Source organism: Bacillus sp. NPDC094106 (assembly GCF_044764345.1).
In the GTDB taxonomy this organism is placed as follows: Bacteria; Bacillota; Bacilli; order Bacillales; family Bacillaceae_G; genus Bacillus_A.
Map to the genome: position 1 here is coordinate 250,602 of NZ_JBIWHY010000003.1, position 17,821 is coordinate 268,422.

Below are 17,821 nucleotides of genomic sequence, written 5' to 3' on the forward strand. Positions count from 1 at the left end.
TAGCCTACACTCGTTTACTCTTTCTGTTTTTACTTCGCATGTGGCAGAAATAGGCCCTGACCGCTTCTATCCATGGCTAGATCCTCTCTCCCATCTAAAAAGAGGGGGTTTTATACATATTAAAAAAAGTGCTAACACAATTATACTAAAATGTGCCAGCACTTTCTTCTTTTTATTCTCCTGTAAATACCGGTGGACGCTTTTCTAAAAATGCCGTAATTCCTTCTTTGTGATCGGCTGTTTGTCTCATCGCGTATTGTCCACGCTTTTCAAGCTGCAATGTTTGTTCTAGACTAGAGCGATTCACTTCGCATAAAATTTGCTTCGTTTGAATCATCGCTTTAATTGGCTTTTGCAACCACTCATTTATTTTTTGTTTCACAGCTCCTTGGAAGTTTTCACCGATTACTTCATCAATTAAACCAATATCTAACGCTTCTGTTGCCGGTAACTTCTTACCTTCCCAAATGATTTGTTTCGCCATATTTTCGCCAAGACGTTTTTGCAGGAAGAAATGACCTCCACCGTCTGGAATTAAAGCGATTCCAATAAAATTCATCGCAATGATGGATGAAATATCAGCCATTACATAATCCGCCGTTAACGCAATGCTTAATCCAAGACCTGCCGTTGGACCATGAATGGCACTAATCACAAGCTTCGGCATTGTATATAATGTAACAACAACTTCAGAAATCGCATTCATGATACCTTCAAATTTGCTTTCATCATTACTTGAAAGCATCGATTTAATATCGCCACCCGCTGAAAAACCACGGCCATTTCCGCATAATACGACAATATGAGCTGAACTTTCAGCAACTTCTTTCAGTTTTTTTGCCAATTCCTTTAACGTAGGCTCATCTAGCGCATTTAATACTTCTGGACGATTTACCATGACAGTTGCCACACGTCCTTCATATTGGACAACTACAGACTCTGCTTTACTTTTTACTTCCATTATATACCCCTCTTTCTTCCCTAAAGATTATACTTATATAATTATAGAAAGAGGTTCAAAAACCCTTCTTTTTTCTTAATTTTCTGTCTAATTATCGTGAAATTTGTATGTAATGCTGTATAAAACATATCATAATGAAGAAAAATAACTGAATTAGTGTACATTCTTCAGCTCTCTTCTTCTATTTACCATTAGAATGAAATGGTGTATTCTTAAATTTGATGTATCAAAATAAATATAGAAATTCATTCGCCTTCCTATATAATGAAGGCTTTTATGAACAGTCTATTCTAGAAATAGCACTGTGATAAAAGAATGAAGAAATGGAGGAAAACATGGTTAACAAGTTGAAACAAACGGATAACTACTTCCCACATTTCCTGTTACTATTCATTGTGTTTCAGCCAATTTTAGATTTGTTAACATCTTTTTCAATCTACATATTACACATGAGTGCGACAGTCGGAATTGTAGTACGTTTTGCCTTTATGCTTCTTATGCTAGTGTATCTTCTTCTCCACTTTAAAGAGCCTGGAACGAAGAAGTACATTCTTTATTTATGCTTACTTGGAATCGTACTTGCAGTGGGTCTTGCAAACAATATGATGGTCAAGTCCCCGGTCTCTTTTAGCGAGGAAGTTAAATTTATTTTAAAAAGTGTATATCCAATTGTGTTGCTGTTTGGATATATTATTGCCTTTAAAGAAATAAAAGATAAACAGTATGCTTATCATAAAGTCGTTACATATTTCTTATACACATCATTGATTTTAAGCATTGTTATGATTGTTTCGATTGCATCTGGAACAGATTTCCCAAGTTATCCTCACTCAAAGCTTGGTTCAAGAGGATGGTTCTTTGCTGGAAATGATTTAAGTGCGATTTTCGCAATTATGTTCCCAATCGTTGTACTGTATTCCATACAAAAAACAACTTCTTTTTCTAAAGTATATTACTGGATTCCAACACTGTTAGCGATGTATGCAAGTATTATGGTAGGAACAAAAGTAGGATATGGAGCCATTGTTTTTACACTAGGTGTTGCACTTCTATTTTCGTTTATTGAATATATCATGCAGCGTAAAAAAGAAGGAAAAGGATTTACGCCTCTTGTAAATGCGATCGTTGCTCTCGTTGTACTAGGGGGCTTAGTGATTGTTACACCGCTCACTCCTATTTCCAAAAATATGGGCATCCATTTACAGATGTATGAATATAAAAAATCAGTACGAGAAGAACAGGAAAGAAAAGAAGGTAAAGTAGTGAAAGAAGATCCTGATGAAGCAAAAAAACATGCTGAAGGTGAACTCACAAATTCTGAAGTAAAAAGTCTAATTTATAGTGACCGGGATAAATTCTTAAAAGTATACAAACAATATTATAAAGAAGCCCCTATGTCACAGAAACTATTTGGTATGGGGTATGCAGGAAACTATACAAAAAAAATTAAGTTAATCGAAATGGATTTCTATGATTTATTCTTCGCATTTGGAATCATCGGTTTTCTGATTTACCTGTTACCACTCCTATATTTTGGTATCCGGTTATGTATCCGCGTCATTTCAAATTTCAAACAAATATTAACCGTGAAATATATGCTACCTGCTAGCACAATCGTGTTATCACTTGGCATTGGCTATATGTCTGGACACGTATTAACAGCACCAGCTGTTAGTATTTTCTTCGCGGTTATACTTGCCTACTTAATTGTTGATTTAAAGGCAGACTGAAAATAAAGTAAAACTTTAATCAGCGGTGGCTTCATCTCCCGCTGATTATTAGCCCGCAAATAGCCCGGGATAAAGGGAATTAACATCTATTTCTATACTAGATGTTAATTCCCTTTATTAACGACAAATACTTATTTACATAACTTATGTGAAAGACTATATAATAGATATATCCTCTTTCACATAAGAGTTCATATAACAAAATCACATAACACAGTACATTTTTCATTTCTAACTGTATTGTACACAAAGTGAGGAGAGTCGCTTGGTATTTAGTAGTTCTATTTTCTTATTTATCTTTTTACCTTTCGTATTATTTTTCTATTTTATTGTACGCGCTGAACTACGTAACTTCGTGTTACTAGCATTTAGTTTAGTCTTCTATGCATGGGGAGAACCACGCTTTGTGTTCTTAATGCTCTTTTCTATCCTATTAAACTACTGCTTTGGTTTACTCGTACATTATTATGATCAACGTAAAAATATGAAAGTCACGTTTTTGATCATGGCTGTACTCGGGAATATTTTACTTCTTTCTTATTTTAAATATATTTCATTTTTCACTGACATTTTAAATCAAGCATTGCATCTATCTATTCATATAGATCCTGTTCCGTTGCCAATTGGAATTTCATTCTATACGTTCCAAGCAATGTCCTATGTCATTGATATATATCGTAAAGATGGAGAAGTGCAAAAAAACCCGCTCGACTTAGCATTATATATATCGATTTTCCCGCAACTTATCGCCGGGCCAATCGTTCGTTATAATATCGTTGCTGAGCAAATTAAAACACGCATTCATTCTTTTGAAAAATTTACAGAAGGCATTCAAATATTCATCCTTGGACTTTCAAAAAAAATCTTAATTGCAAACCAAGTTGGATTTGTCGCTGATAAAATCTTTGCCCTGCCCCCTTCTGAAGTGAGTGTTGGGACGGCATGGATTGGTATTATTGCTTATACACTTCAAATTTATTTTGACTTCTCAGGATACTCTGATATGGCAATTGGACTTGGGAAAATGTTTGGTTTTGATTTCCCTCAAAACTTCCATTACCCGTACATTTCAAAGTCTATTTCTGAGTTTTGGAGAAGATGGCATATTACACTAGGATCTTGGTTCCGCGATTACGTTTATATTCCGCTTGGAGGAAATCGCGTATCAAAACTAGCAAATTATCGAAATTTATTCATCGTTTGGGGACTAACCGGTTTATGGCACGGTGCCAGCTGGACATTCCTCGCTTGGGGATTATATTACGGGGTCATCATCTCTCTTGAAAAAGCGGGCCTTGAAAAACTATTACAAAAATTATGGAAGCCGCTGCAACATATATATGTATTACTAATCGTCATGGTTGGTTGGGTCTTTTTCCGAGCTGATAACTTTACATACTCTTTCCAGTATTTAAAATCAATGTTCGGCCTGCAAAACCACCCGCTTACAGATGACAATACAATGTTATACATACATGAATACGGGATTGTATTTCTGATCGCCTTTATCGCAGCAACGCCAATTTTAGCACGTATTAAAAATGTACTAGAACTCGCACCAAAAATGTATGTGTTTTCAATTCAAATTGTGCGTCCTGTAGTATTACTGACATTATTTATGATTTCGATCATGTATCTGGTCAATTCGACGTATAATCCATTTATTTATTTCAGGTTTTAACTTATGTAGGAAGGAAAAGTTATTATGAAAAAATTGGGGAACTTTGTTCTATTCATCGGTTTTCTCACCATTATCCTTTCATTCGGAATATTATCGTTGCTCAAGACAGATCGAGCGATTTCACCTGTTGAAAATCGCCAACTTGCCCAAAAACCAGCGCTAACAAAAGAATCGATTCGAACAGGCAGTTTCTTTAAAGATTTTGAAGCATACACAAACGATCAATTAATCAGCAGAGATGAGCTCATTAAAAACTATACGCTGGCTCAAATTAAAATGGACAAGTCTCTCATTAACGATATTATCCTTACCGACGATAAATGGCTGTTAAAAAACCCTGCATGGACACCGAAATATAAAGAAATTGACCAGTCCATGCCAGCCGTCAAGGAACTATCTCAGTTTCTAAAAGAACAAAACATTGAGTTTTACTTTGCTTTACCACCATCAAAAACGAATGCATTATCGTTTAAATTGCCTTCTCATATCCACACATATGCGAAGGAAGATGTAAATTACTTTCTCGATAAGCTTCCATCAGATGTAAAGCCAATTAAACTCATGGAACATTTCGAGAAACAGTATACACAACAAGAAATACAAGACATGTATTTTAAAACAGATCATCACTGGAATATGGATGGTGCTTTCCTAGGCTATCAATATATTATGAACACGATTAAACAAGAATCTTCTATATATAAAGGAAAAGAAATCGAAAAAGAAGATTACACACGCACATGTGCCAAAAACAAGCACCTGATCGGAAGCTTTAACAATCAGTTGTATCAACTCATTGATGCTACAGGAGAAAAGCTTTGTTACTACACGCCAAAAGACGGATTTCACTTTACAAATGTAACTGCAAAAGATGTAAATGGCACGATGTATCATTCATTAGATGAAATATACGGTGTAGAGAAACAGAAAGACACAACATCGTATGCAGGTTACTACACAAATGACTATCCTGAAATCGTCTTTGAAAACAACGATGCACCTAACGATGTCCATGCCTTAATTTTAAAAGATTCATTTGCAAATGCCATCGCACCACATTTAGCACAAAACTTTAAGCGAACATCCATCCTGGATCTTCGCCACTACCATGAAAAAGATGTCTACCAATACATAAAAGACAACAATATTAATATGGTCTTGTTTGTATATAGTGACTCGAATTTAAGTGGTGAGATGTTTAAGTTTAAGCAATAATCATAAGGCACGCCCCTTTAGAAATCGCTAAAGGGGCGTGTTTCTTAATGAACAAAAAACAAGCCCCGTGTAAACCATTACACGGGGCTTGTAAATCTAATACAGCAATTCTATTAGATTTCTTCTTTAATTACGTTGATTGTTACAGCTTTTGTACCATACTCAGTTGTTGGTGCAAATCTGTCTTTCACAACTTTAAAGATAATTGTACCTTTATCTCCAAATCCAGTTGTTACACCTTTGAAGACATCGTTTTTCGCATCTTTAGTTTCATCAGTTAAGAAGTTATATAAGTCCCTTCCTACGTTAGATATTGCATCACTTGACTTAACAGCTGTTACATAACCAAGTTCTGCATCACCTGCATCGAATACACCATTATCGTTGCGGTCAAGGTAAAGTTTACCTTGTTCTACATTTTCTGCATCTTTATATTCTCTTAGAGTTACATCATCAATGATACGTACTTTATGTTCTGTTGCGATGTTTAATTTGATGCCTTTTATAATATCATCTTTATCACTCTTCTCAACATTTAACACTCTATCAATGTCGACTTTACGTTTTTCAAATTGTTCAACTTCTACATCTTTAAATTGAACAGATGTAATTTGAATATTTTCTTGTGTAACAGTGATTGTTGCGTGTCCAGCTGTAGCACCATTTTTCGTTAAGATGACGTCTGTAACACCTGCTTTTTTACCTGTTACTTTTAAAGTTTTTCCATCAATTTCAGCTTTAGCAATATCTTCATTTCCTACTCGGAAATCATATCCTTTTAAGTCTGCTGCATCCGCATATACACCTTCTGTAGTGTAGTTAGATAATTGATATAATACTGTATTTCCTGCACCAAGTGTAGTATCTGCTGCTTGGTCTTTTTGGCCAGCTTTAGAAACAAGCTCTAATCTTGGAGCTTCATGACCGATGTTGCTCTTCGTTACTTCAACAAGAAGTGAACCGTATCCTTCACCACTTGCATTTGTATTTGGATTTTGGAAGTGGATTGTACCAGTTCCAACTTTAGCACCTTTAACTTTAATAGCAGATGTACCAATTGAACCTTCATTCGTTGTAGTAACATCTAAAGCTGTTACCACACCTGTTTGTGGGAATACTTCTTTAATAGCCCCAGAATTCGCACCAAATGGATCGCCGTATTGGTCAGTTGTTACAAATGTTACTGGTAACTCTTTACCTTCTACAACTTTTAATTGATCTGGGCTTGCTTTTACATTTGTTAATTTACGTGGATCCGTTTTTACAACAAAGTTAAACGTTTTTGTGACATCGCCCACTTTAACAGTAAGTGTTGCAGAACCAGCTGCTTCTGCTTTAATAATTTTCTGCTCATTATTATTAACAGAGATAACGCCTGGATTAGATGATTTGATGCTAATCGCATTACGATCAACAACTTTGTTCTCATTATTAATTTGAGCAACAACTTTCTGAATACCTGCTTTTTCACCAGCAACTAATGTTTTGCTGTTTAATGCAAAGTCTTGTCCTTTAAGAGCAGAATTATAACTTACACCATCACCAGCTGTGTCTACTGCAAATACAACGTCTTTAATTGCTGCTGCTTCTGCATCAAGGTTTTTCACTTCAATCGTGTTAGTGTTTGAAATTGTAATACCGCCGCGTTTTGTAACTTGTACTTCAACTTTATATTTTGCTTTTCCAATACCAACAGCTAGTTTACCAGTTTTTGACTCTGCAGTTTGGACTCCGTCTTCTCCTTCAAAAATTGAAGCTGGCGTACCATTTAAATTAGTTGCAACAAACTTCACATCATAACCAGCAAGATCTAAATATTCGATGTCAGCGTTACCTTTTTCTTCATTTAATTTAAATACAACTGATTGATCTGCACGATCATCATCAAATGTAAGTGCCTCTACGCGTAGTTTTTGCACTTCGTATACATACTTCACATTGAATGATTCGCCTTTAACTTTTACAGTAAGGTCTTTATTTGGAGCAACTTTACCACCAAGTGTTACAGTTGCAGTTTTTCCATCTTTACTTGCCTCAATCGCAATCGCTTTATTACCTTCAAGTGTAATATCTTCAGCAGAAAGATTGTTCAATCCTGTACCAGTTAATGTTAATTGTGCTGGACCAGAAACAGAAACGTCTGTTACTTTTGCAACACTATTATCTGGTTTCGCATATTTGCTATCTGCTTGCGCAATAAAATGAACTGCTTCTGCACGCGTTACAGATTTATCTGGCGCCCAGCCCTTATCAGTTCCTTTAGAAAGGCCTAATGCGATTAAAATATTTGCTTTTTCTTCACCCCAATGGCCTCTTAAATCATCAAATTTTGTTTCTAATGTGCCATTTACTTTATCTTTCAAGTCGTAAGCCCTTACGATCATTGCAGCCATAGAAGCACGGTTAATTTTACCATCTGGATAGAAGTTGTCTTTTCCGTCCCCTTCAATGACACCTGCTTTTTCAACTGCTGCAATGTATGGAGCTGCCCAACTGCCTTTTGCATCTTTAAAAGATGGTTTTGCATTTTCATCAATCGGTAAACCTAAAACAAGCGCCATAATTTTTGCAGCTGAAGCACGGTCTACCTCTTCCGTAGGAGAGAATGTACCATCTGGTTTTCCGTTAAGTGCACCTTTCGCTACTAAATAATCAATAGATTCAGCAGCCCAATGATCTGCTGGAACATCCGGGAATGTTTTACCTGCCGCTGCAACTGGAGATACAACCCCTGCCACCATTGCTGCCGTCATTGTACCTGCGATTACTTTTTTATAAGAGTTACTCTTTGCCATTTTGTTTAGTTCCCCCTTTAGGATTATCCTACTAGTTTCATCATATGTAATTTGAAAACTAGTTACTCACAACCTATTAAGTAATAAAACTTCAAGCAAAATGATATGAATTCTCTTGAACGATGATTTACATGATAAATTGCAATAAAAATTTAAACGAAAATTAGATGTAAAATTAAGGTTTTTTTACCATTTTGTTGAAACACGTTTATAGTACTACATCTACACAATTGTTTTCAATAATTTTTCTCAAAAGAAAGTTCGACATGTTTTTGCTATTCTGATAATTATAAATGTTATTCTACAATAAAATTCACTACACATCATTACGATGTATATAGCTTGATCATTAAAATGGACATTCAATTGTATATTGTATATAACTACCAACAAATCCAATAATACCATAAAGATTTACTTACAACCGACTTAAATTATTCCAAAAAAATCAATATTCAGACTTTATATTACATATCACCTTATTTATCGACATTTTTTTACATTTTTTCGATAAAAATCGATTTAAAATTTACAAAATTTTAACACAAAAAATTATAATATGACGCAGACATTCACTACTATTTCCCTAAAAAACTACTAATATGTTATTTATTCCCTAAAAATAACTATATTTATATATTATAATTAATACAACTAACTATATATCCATTTTGATTTTCCAACATATAAGTCGCGGCTATGAAGAACAAAAAGTGACCGCTACTTATTTTCTCTCTTTGTTTTCACTTGGCATGAGGCAGGAAAAGGATCTGACCGTTTCTATGCATGGCCAGGTGCTCTCTCCCATCTAAAAAGAAGGGGTTTATGTCAGGTTTTTAATTGATGTATACATTTATACTTATAAAGAAAGAGAGAGTTTATCTAGAAGATAAACTCTCTCTTGTATATACAAAGAAGTAATAAATCTCAAATTCCTTCTCTATTATCGAATTGCATTTACAACATCAAATTTCTTAAATGTAGCTGCTTTATTACCAACTAGATCTGATACTTCATAATCAGCAGTTGGTTTAATAGTAATTGTCTTCGCTACTTGATCACTATTTAATTCATCTGTTAAAGTAAGTTTAATTTGGTTATTTTTTTCCATTGCTTCCGTCACTTTCGCCGCATCAACTTGTACACCGTCAACGCATACTGCATAATCAGCTACTGGTGCTTTCTCTACAACAGATGCTGGAAGTAAATCTTCACTGAACGTTAATACAATATCTTTTCCACTTACTAATTCTGCTTTTTGTATAACTGGTGCAATATTCTCGTCTAGTTGTACAGATTCTGTTACTTTCTCTACATCAACGCCTGCCGCTGATTTCATTCCAGATACCGTTAGTTGATAGTCACCTGTTGCTTTAACAGATCCCTCTTTAAGTGTTAGCTCAACAGCTGCAAATGTTTCTTCATTTAACTTTAATACAGCTTTCTCAACTGCAGCACCTTCAAGTTTATAGTTCTCAGCGTTTGTCGCTAATTTCCCATCTACTTTACCGTTAAACGCTACAGTAATCACGTTTTTATCTTCACTCACGCTAGTTGTCAGCTTTGTTGGCGCTACTTCATCACCACTGCGCAGGAATTCAACTTCTTTTTCAGCACTTTGATTTTGTGCTTGTGATTGATCAGTTACAAATCCTTTTGGCAATTTAATTGTCCAATTCCCTTTGATTGCTTCTGTTAGAGGAATTTTTACAACTTTATTATCTTTGCTATCAATAACTGGTGTAGCTTGGAAAGAGCCATCTGCTGTTACATAATCTTTCACATAAGTGCCATGGAAACGTTGTTCTTTACTGTTACTTAATGTTACTGGTTCAGAATATGTTACTACTAAAACTTCTTTCCCATCTTCTGTAACAATTTTCTGATTCACTACAGTTGGAGCCACTTTATCAGTAGATACAACAAATTGTTTTGAATAGTCGTTTCCTTTATTTCCAACTAAGTCTGTTAAACTAGTAATATCAATTTTGTTCACACCATCTGTAAAGTTTTCTGTATATGTGTAAACAAGTCCCTCTGCATCCGGTGTTCCTGCTACTATCTTTCCATTAATTTTCACAGTAGACGCTTTTATTTTTTCAGAATATGTTACTTTTACTTGTGTATCCGAAATAACTTGAATACCCTTTACTTCTGGAGCAACTTTATCTTCTTTCTTTTCTACTGGTACTTCAACTGGATTTGGCGTAATAAAGTTACCTGTAAAGTCTTTTGCACCAACAAATGTAACTTTTACAGGAGTTGTACCTTCACCTGTTACTTTTGATAAATCAACTGTCGCAAAATCATTGCCTTCTTTAAACGTAACATCTGTAGCCGTTACGTTAGGATTATCTGTTGTTACTGTTCCAATTTCTTTTAAAGGCTCAGAGAATTTAATTTTTGCAGTATTGTTATCTGTGTAATCTACACCAGTCACAACAGGACGAGTTGTATCATTTGCTGTAAAGAAGCCGGCATGTGAAGTTACTTCTTTACCATCTAGCGTTTTCACACCAATAATTGTCGCTGCATACTTACCTGCAAAGATTTCATCTTCTCCAGCAGTAACTAGTAACGTTTTACCGTCTTCACTTAATTTTGCTGTTGCTTTTTCTAGATTGATAGCTTTCGCATCACCAACTGCGCTAAATACAACTGTATCTTTTAATGTTTCATTTTCTTTTGCCACGGTTTGCACATCAACTGGCTGTGTAAATTTCACTTCCACTTGCTTCGCATTTAATACATTTACAGCTTCAACTTTCGCTTCTTTTACTTCTTTTTTACCGTATTTCACATCAGTTTTTGCAATAAATTGCGCTGCTTCAGCACGAGTTACAGCTTTATCAGGAGCCCAGCCATTGTCAGTTCCGTTAGAGATTTCTAATGCAACTAAAATGTTCGCATCTTTCTCTCCCCAATGTCCTTTCAGATCATCGAATTTCGTTTCTGGATTCACAACTTTCGCGTCTAATTTGTAAGCTTTAACAAGCATAGACGCCATAGAAGCACGGTTAATTTTGTCTGATGGATTGAATGCACCCGCACCGTTACCTTTGATCACACCAGCTTTTTCAACTGCAGCGATGTAAGGGGCTGCCCAGTTGTCTTTTGAATCTTCAAAAGATGGTTTTGCATCTTTGTCAATTTCTAAACCTAAAGTAATTGCCATGACTTTCGCAGCAGAAGCACGGTCGATGTTTTCAGTTGGAGCAAAAGTGCCATCGGGTTTACCGTTAAGAGCACCTTTTTCTACTAAGTAGTTAATAGATTCAACACCCCAGTGACCTGCTGGTACGTCTGGGAATGATTTACCTGCTGCTGCAGCTGGAGTTACTACACCTGCTACCATTGCTGTTGCCATTGTACCGGCAAGTACTTTATTGAAAGTTTTTTTGTTCGTCATCTTATGTATGTCTCCTCTAGAAAGAATATTTTTTGAAAATTATGGATTTTATGTAGCGTAAAGGAAAAGCCCCGTAAAGCTATTTGCTTTTCAGGGCTTTTCAATAATATCTTTCAAGCTTATGAAATAACGTCTCGTTTAATTATTTAACAAGATTTGCTGCTGCTGCTGCTGCTGCGTCTGCTTTTGCTACTTCAGCCTTAACAGCTTCTACAGTTGTAGCTCCATGAGCTGCTCTGTCTGCATCTGCTACTTTGTCAAGTTCAGCTTGAACTTTAGTTACTACTGCTTCTGCAGCATGTAGGTTTGCTTCTAAAGCTGTTGTATCAGCATTAGCATCCTTTGCTAATGCCTCTTGTATAGCAGCATCAATTGCTGCTGCTTTATCATGTGCTGCTCTCATTGAAGTTTGTACTGCATTTCCAGCTGCGTCAATTTTAGTTTGTGCTGCTAATTTTGCATCTTCTAAAGCTTTTGCTGCTTCTGCTGCGTCCGCCTCTTGTTTTTCTTTTGCATAGCTAGCATCGTATTTGTACGCTGTAGCTTGAGTTGAAGAACCTTCTTTAGCTTTGTTATCAGCTAGGTCAAGTACTGCAATTACTTTGTCAGTACCTTTTTGGTCTTCTTCAGGAACAACAGTAATTGTAGCTGCTTGTGATACGTTAACGTTTTGAGCTAATGTTAATACAAGTTTACGTTCTGCGTTAGTACCAGTAGAAACTGTCTCAACTTTGTCAACTTTTACATCTGAACCGTTAACTTGAATAGCGAAGTCGTTCTTAGCTGCTGTAGCACCATCAGCTGAGAATTTAACATTTTCATTGAAAGTTAATTCTAACTTCTTAGTAGTTGTATTGTTTTGTACATCTTCAGTTCCTACATAGTAAATAGCAGAAGCTAATTCTGGTTTCACGTTATCTTTTACGTCAAATACTAACTCAGCTGGTGCTTTTGTTTGTAATGAACCTACAATTTTTGAACCAGATTGTGTTTTAACGTTTGTAGTGATACCAAATTTGTACTTAGTAGAGTTTTTGAATGTACCCTCTGGGAATGTTACACGTACAGTTTGACGGTCACCAACGAAGTCCGCTGTTGTACCTGCTGGTAATGCTTTACCATCAAGTGTGTAGTTTGCAACATCACGAGCTGAATCATCCATTTTTGTATTATATTTGAATGTGATTGTGTTTTTATCAATTACTGTGTTACCAGTAGTTGCTGTTTTATCAAATGTAAATTCAGTGTACTCGAAGTTAGCAGCATCTTTCTTACCAACTTTTACTGAGATTGCATCATTTTTGATAGTGTTTGCAAGGTAAGTTGCTACATTAGCACGCTCTTCTTTGTTTTTAAACTTGCCTGCTTTGAAGTCTACTGTGTATGGAGCAGCCTTCGCATCGAATTTAGGACCACTAATTGTTACAGTTTTACCATTAACTGTAGCAGTTAAGCCTTCGATAACAATACCTTCGTTATCACGAACAACGAAGTCACCTGCATTAAGAGCTGTTAATGGATTACCATCAAGATCTACTAAATTATTAGTGAATGTTACTAATAATTGTCCGTTATCTGCCATAGTGCTTTCAACTACTGGTTTAGTGTTTGATTTTCCTAATGTTACAGATTGAGTAGATTTTTTACCAATTAGACCATCTGCTGTGAAGTTTTCAACTGTTACGTTTAAGTTAGCAGATGTTTCACCGTTACGGTATAATGGGTTTTCGTCATTACCTTCTTCGTCATCAGTAACTGTTACCCAAATACCTGGTTTAGATTTGTATGTTCCTACAACTGCATCTACTAGAGTATCAGGTGTGCTAACTGTGCCATCATACTTACGAGTATCCATAGCGAATTCATGGTTACCTTTGTTTACAGTAACTTTAGAGTTTTGGTTTAACTCTACAGTTGTATTTGTGTAAAGGAAGAAACGGTTAGCGTTTACTGCTTCTACACCTGTTACTTCTGGAGTTGCTACTGCATCAGTAATTGTGTAAGTGCCTGATACAACGCTAGCTACTTTTGCATAATCTTTAGCAGTTTCAGCTACGTCAAAGATTACAACTTCATGGCTACCTTTTGTCTTAGCTGATTTTTCTTCGTCAGCATTTAGTGCAACTGTATATTTGTAGCTACCAGCTTTACCTAAGTATTCTGCATTGTCTTTTTTAGCATCAACAGGTTTTAAATCTGTAGCAGCTAAAGCAACGCCATCAACTTTAACTAAAGTTACATCTTTGTCTGCTTTGTAAGAGTTTACTGGGCGATCAAATGTAAGCTCTAAGTTGTTACCTTTTTTAGCTACAGATACTAAAGCAGGTGCTGCAGTTTCAGAGAAAGTCATTTCATTTGAAACAAATTTAGCAACGTTCTTTCCGTCTTTTGTTTTAATGTCATCATTTATTTGGATAACATATTTGTCACCATTTTGGAATGCAACTTTTGTTTGGTCAAGTAATAAAGTTGCAGATTTTCCATCTTCTGAAACAGTGATATTTTGAATATCTGTGATTTCATTGTTGTTAACTTTTAGTTGATAGTTTGCTGCTTTTTCAGCAGAATCTTTATCGACAGCTGTGTTGAATGTTACTTTAATTTCAGAAGCGTTAATCGCGCTTACAGATTCAACTTTAGCTTCTTTCGCTTGTTCTTTAGCGTATTTTGCATCAGTTTTTGCAATGAATTGAGCAGTTTCTGCACGAGTTACAGCTTTGTTAGGAGCCCAACCGTTGTCAGTTCCGTTAGAGATTCCTAATGCTACTAAGATGTTAGCATCTTTCTCTCCCCAATGTCCTTTAAGGTCATCGAATTTAGTTTCTGCATTCGGAGCGTCTAATTTGTAAGCTTTTACAAGCATAGATGCCATAGAAGCACGGTTGACTTTGTCGTCTGGCTTGAATGAACCTTGACCGTCACCGATGATTACGCCAGCTTTTTCAACTGCAGCGATGTAAGGAGCAGCCCAGTGGTTTTTTGCATCTTCGAAAGATGGTTTTGCATCTTTGTTAACTTCTAAACCTAAAGTAACTGCCATGATTTTCGCAGCAGAAGCACGATCGATTTCTTCAGTTGGACCGAAAGTGCCGTCTGGTTTACCGTTGATAGCACCTTTGTCTACTAAGTAGTTAATAGAGTCAGCTGCCCAGTGATCTGCTGGTACGTCTGGGAACGATTTACCTGCTGCTGCAGCTGGAGTTACTACACCTGCTACCATTGCTGCTGTCATTGTTCCAGCGATGATTTTGTTGTAAGACTTGTTCTTTGCCATTTTATGTATTTCCTCCTTTGGGAATTTAATACTAATTTCACAAATTGTGAAATTAGTAGACATCATGTGGTAAAAAATTTCTTTAACGGAAAATAAAAACTGCATTACCAAAATATGATTCACATACATAATACACCATTTTTGGACTTTTTCAAACATTTTTCAACATCAAAATTCGACAAAAAGGGTGTGATTCGTTCATCATATTTATCTATAACTCTATTTTCCTGTTCAAAAATATATTAAGAATTGGATTCGATTACATCCAACATTCTAACATTCTAAATATATCTATATGGTATTATATCAAACATACGCTTCCAATTGCAATATCTAATTATAAATATAATCCGACACGGTTCGACATAATGATATCTTATTTCGACATTTTACGATTTTATTATCACGTAAACCCTTTCATTTTCGACAAATTTCCTTCTTCTGTAAATTTTAAATACAGTTACGTAGTTTCTTAAAAAGATACGATGTTTTAAAACTTGTTTCGGCCTGTTTTACAGGTTCTTTTTTATTTATATATATCTATTTTATTTTCCAGCATATAAGTCGCAGCTATGAAGAACAAAAAGTGCCCTTCACTCGTTTGTTCGTTCTGTTTTTACTCCGCATGTGGCAGAAATAGGCCCTGACCGCTTCTATGCATCGCCAGATCCTCTCTCCCACCCAAAAAGGTTTTATGCTGATTTTTCAATTTGTACTTATATAGCTAAAGAGGCAGTTTCGTTGAAGAGGATATAATGAATCTGCTTATACGAAGGGGGAATCATTGTTTTGAGTGAAAAATGTATTAGATTTTACGAGTTCGGCAGTCCTATGTAAAAAGTAACCTACACTCGGTTGCTCTTTCTGTTTTTACTTCGCATGTGGCAGAAATAGGCCCTGTGACCGCTTCTATGCATCGCCAGATCCTCTCTCCCACCTAAAAAGAGGGGTTTTATGTCGATTTTTCAATTTGTACTTATATAGCTAAAGAGGCAGTTTCGCTGAAGAGGGTATAATGAATCTGCTTATACGAAGGGGGAATCATTGTTTTGGGCGGAAAATGTATTAGATTTTACGAGTTCGGCAGTCCTATGTAAAAAGTAACCTACACTCGTTTGCTCTTTCTGTTTTTACTTCGCATGTGGCAGAAATAGGCCCTGACCGCTTCTATGCATGGCCAGATCCTCTCTCCCACCTAAAAAGAGGGGTTTTAATTGATGTATATATAGAAGTGAAGAATAAATCGTGGCATCCTCAGAACCTAGAGTTCGTAAAAAAAAAGAGGGTGCCCTCTAAAAGCTCGATTTACTCTCACTTTTACGACACTCTCTTTTTTTTAAATCTTGGATAATATATTTTGATGCCTTTGAAATTTGCAGGCGCAGTTCATTTACTCGCTGTCCTAATCCATACTGCACATTTTCTGTTTGCTGAAGTTGTTTGATTGCCATATTATATAGCGTTTCAGCGGTCCAATCCCCATCTACATTTCCTATGATGGGCTGATTCACCTGTTGTAAAAATGAATCAATCTTTGGATCATATGAAATGCCGATCATTGGTGTATTTGCAACAGCGGATAAAATAAGGGCGTGAAGACGCATCCCTATTAGAAGAGAACACTCTGACAAAATAGATATTTTCTCATAAATATCCATTTGGTACGGGAGCATATGTGCTTCTTCTCCCATTAGATTGATAATGTCTCTCGATGCACTTTGGTCAAAAGGACCATGCATCGGTACAAAGAGAATGTGATACCCTTCTCTCTTCAGCTTTTTTAATGTTTCAGCCAGCTTTCTTAAGTAATCTTCTTTTGCATCCCAATACCGCACACTAACAGCAATTACTTTTCCTTGCACAGAATGTTTTTGTAACCAATTTGTTGTTCCTTCAGGCTGACACGCTAGTACTGGATCTGGAACAAGTTCAATATCTTTTTTTATACCAATTTCTTTTAAGTATAAAAAAGAATCTTCGTCACGAACTGATACATATTCCGCTTTCGATACATGCCACTTCACCAATAGACGATTTTGTCTCTTTGTAATCGGGCCGATCCCTTGCGCATAAATGTAATATGGCTTCTTCAAAAAACGTGCCAGGCGCATAATACCAGTATAGTATAAAATACTTTTAATGCTTGTCTTATCTTGCAGGAGGCTGCCACCGCCGCTAATTAAACCATCACTTTTTTTAATCTCTCGATAAATTGCTTTTATATCCCATCGATTTACTGCTTCTACACCGTACATTTTCCTCGTATAATCAGGGTCATTTGAAAGTACAACAAGTTCAAGAGTTGGTTCCTCTTCATGCAACGCTTTAATAATTGAATGCAAAATCGCTTCGTCCCCAACATTATAAAAACCATAGTATCCTGATAAAACTAACCGCACTCTTAATCTCCTCCAACATTCCGCAATCAACTCTTTTTATACTTGAACAAATTGCCATCAACTCCTCATCCGAAAAGGTTTGATAACGTAAGATTATTTTCTCGCTCAAACTATATAAATCCATTTTCATTTTTCGACATCTAAATCCTTGCGATGCAGAATAAATAGTACCCTACACTCGTTTGCTCTTTCTGTCTTTACTTCGCACGTGGCAGAAAAAGGCACTGACCGCTTCTATGCATCGCCAGATCCTCTCTCCCACCTAAAAAGAGGGTTTTTTGATGTATATATGAAACTCAGTAATATCCTTTACTAAAACTTTCTACACATTTTCGTTTATTATACTATTTGTAAGCA

The 17,821-nt window shown here is 35.9% G+C and carries 8 protein-coding genes; 3 read left to right on the top strand and 5 right to left on the bottom strand.

The window, feature by feature from the left end; genetic code table 11:
* Window positions 1-172 precede the first annotated feature (172 nt).
* Window positions 173-961, bottom strand: coding sequence for an enoyl-CoA hydratase (locus tag ACIQ7L_RS05975; protein WP_400567484.1), 789 nt, complete (start codon window positions 959-961; stop codon window positions 173-175).
* Window positions 962-1,296: 335 nt separating this feature from the next.
* Between ACIQ7L_RS05975 and ACIQ7L_RS05980 the strand changes: the two genes are divergently transcribed.
* The 3 genes from ACIQ7L_RS05980 to patB1 all read left to right on the top strand — a co-directional run bounded on the left by ACIQ7L_RS05980 (window position 1,297) and on the right by patB1 (window position 5,587).
* Window positions 1,297-2,691, top strand: a complete 1,395-nt coding sequence (locus ACIQ7L_RS05980) for an O-antigen ligase family protein (protein WP_400567486.1) — start codon at window positions 1,297-1,299, stop codon at window positions 2,689-2,691.
* A 265-nt stretch (window positions 2,692-2,956) separates the two neighbouring features.
* Entirely contained in the window at window positions 2,957-4,372 is a 1,416-nt protein-coding gene (locus ACIQ7L_RS05985) for an MBOAT family O-acyltransferase (protein WP_400567488.1), read from the top strand.
* 24 nt (window positions 4,373-4,396) lie between these two features.
* Window positions 4,397-5,587, top strand: coding sequence for a secondary cell wall polysaccharide O-acetyltransferase PatB1 (gene patB1 / locus ACIQ7L_RS05990; RefSeq protein WP_400567490.1), 1,191 nt, complete (start codon window positions 4,397-4,399; stop codon window positions 5,585-5,587).
* 113 nt (window positions 5,588-5,700) lie between these two features.
* Here the strand turns inward: patB1 and ACIQ7L_RS05995 are convergent, their stop codons facing one another.
* The 4 genes from ACIQ7L_RS05995 to csaB all read right to left on the bottom strand — a co-directional run bounded on the left by ACIQ7L_RS05995 (window position 5,701) and on the right by csaB (window position 17,464).
* Window positions 5,701-8,382 (bottom strand): S-layer homology domain-containing protein, encoded by a 2,682-nt coding sequence (locus tag ACIQ7L_RS05995; protein ID WP_400567492.1) that lies wholly within the window; start codon window positions 8,380-8,382, stop codon window positions 5,701-5,703.
* Between the two features lie 943 nt (window positions 8,383-9,325).
* Window positions 9,326-11,791 carry an S-layer homology domain-containing protein gene (locus tag ACIQ7L_RS06000; protein ID WP_400567493.1) on the bottom strand — a complete coding sequence of 822 codons (2,466 nt, stop codon included), beginning with the start codon at window positions 11,789-11,791 and terminating at the stop codon, window positions 9,326-9,328.
* Window positions 11,792-11,933: 142 nt separating this feature from the next.
* Window positions 11,934-15,065: an S-layer homology domain-containing protein gene (locus ACIQ7L_RS06005; RefSeq protein ID WP_400567494.1), complete on the bottom strand. Its 3,132-nt coding sequence runs from the start codon at window positions 15,063-15,065 to the stop codon at window positions 11,934-11,936.
* A 1,292-nt stretch (window positions 15,066-16,357) separates the two neighbouring features.
* Complete coding sequence (gene csaB / locus ACIQ7L_RS06010; RefSeq protein WP_400567496.1) at window positions 16,358-17,464, bottom strand: polysaccharide pyruvyl transferase CsaB; 1,107 nt, start codon at window positions 17,462-17,464, stop codon at window positions 16,358-16,360.
* Window positions 17,465-17,821: the final 357 nt, after the last annotated feature.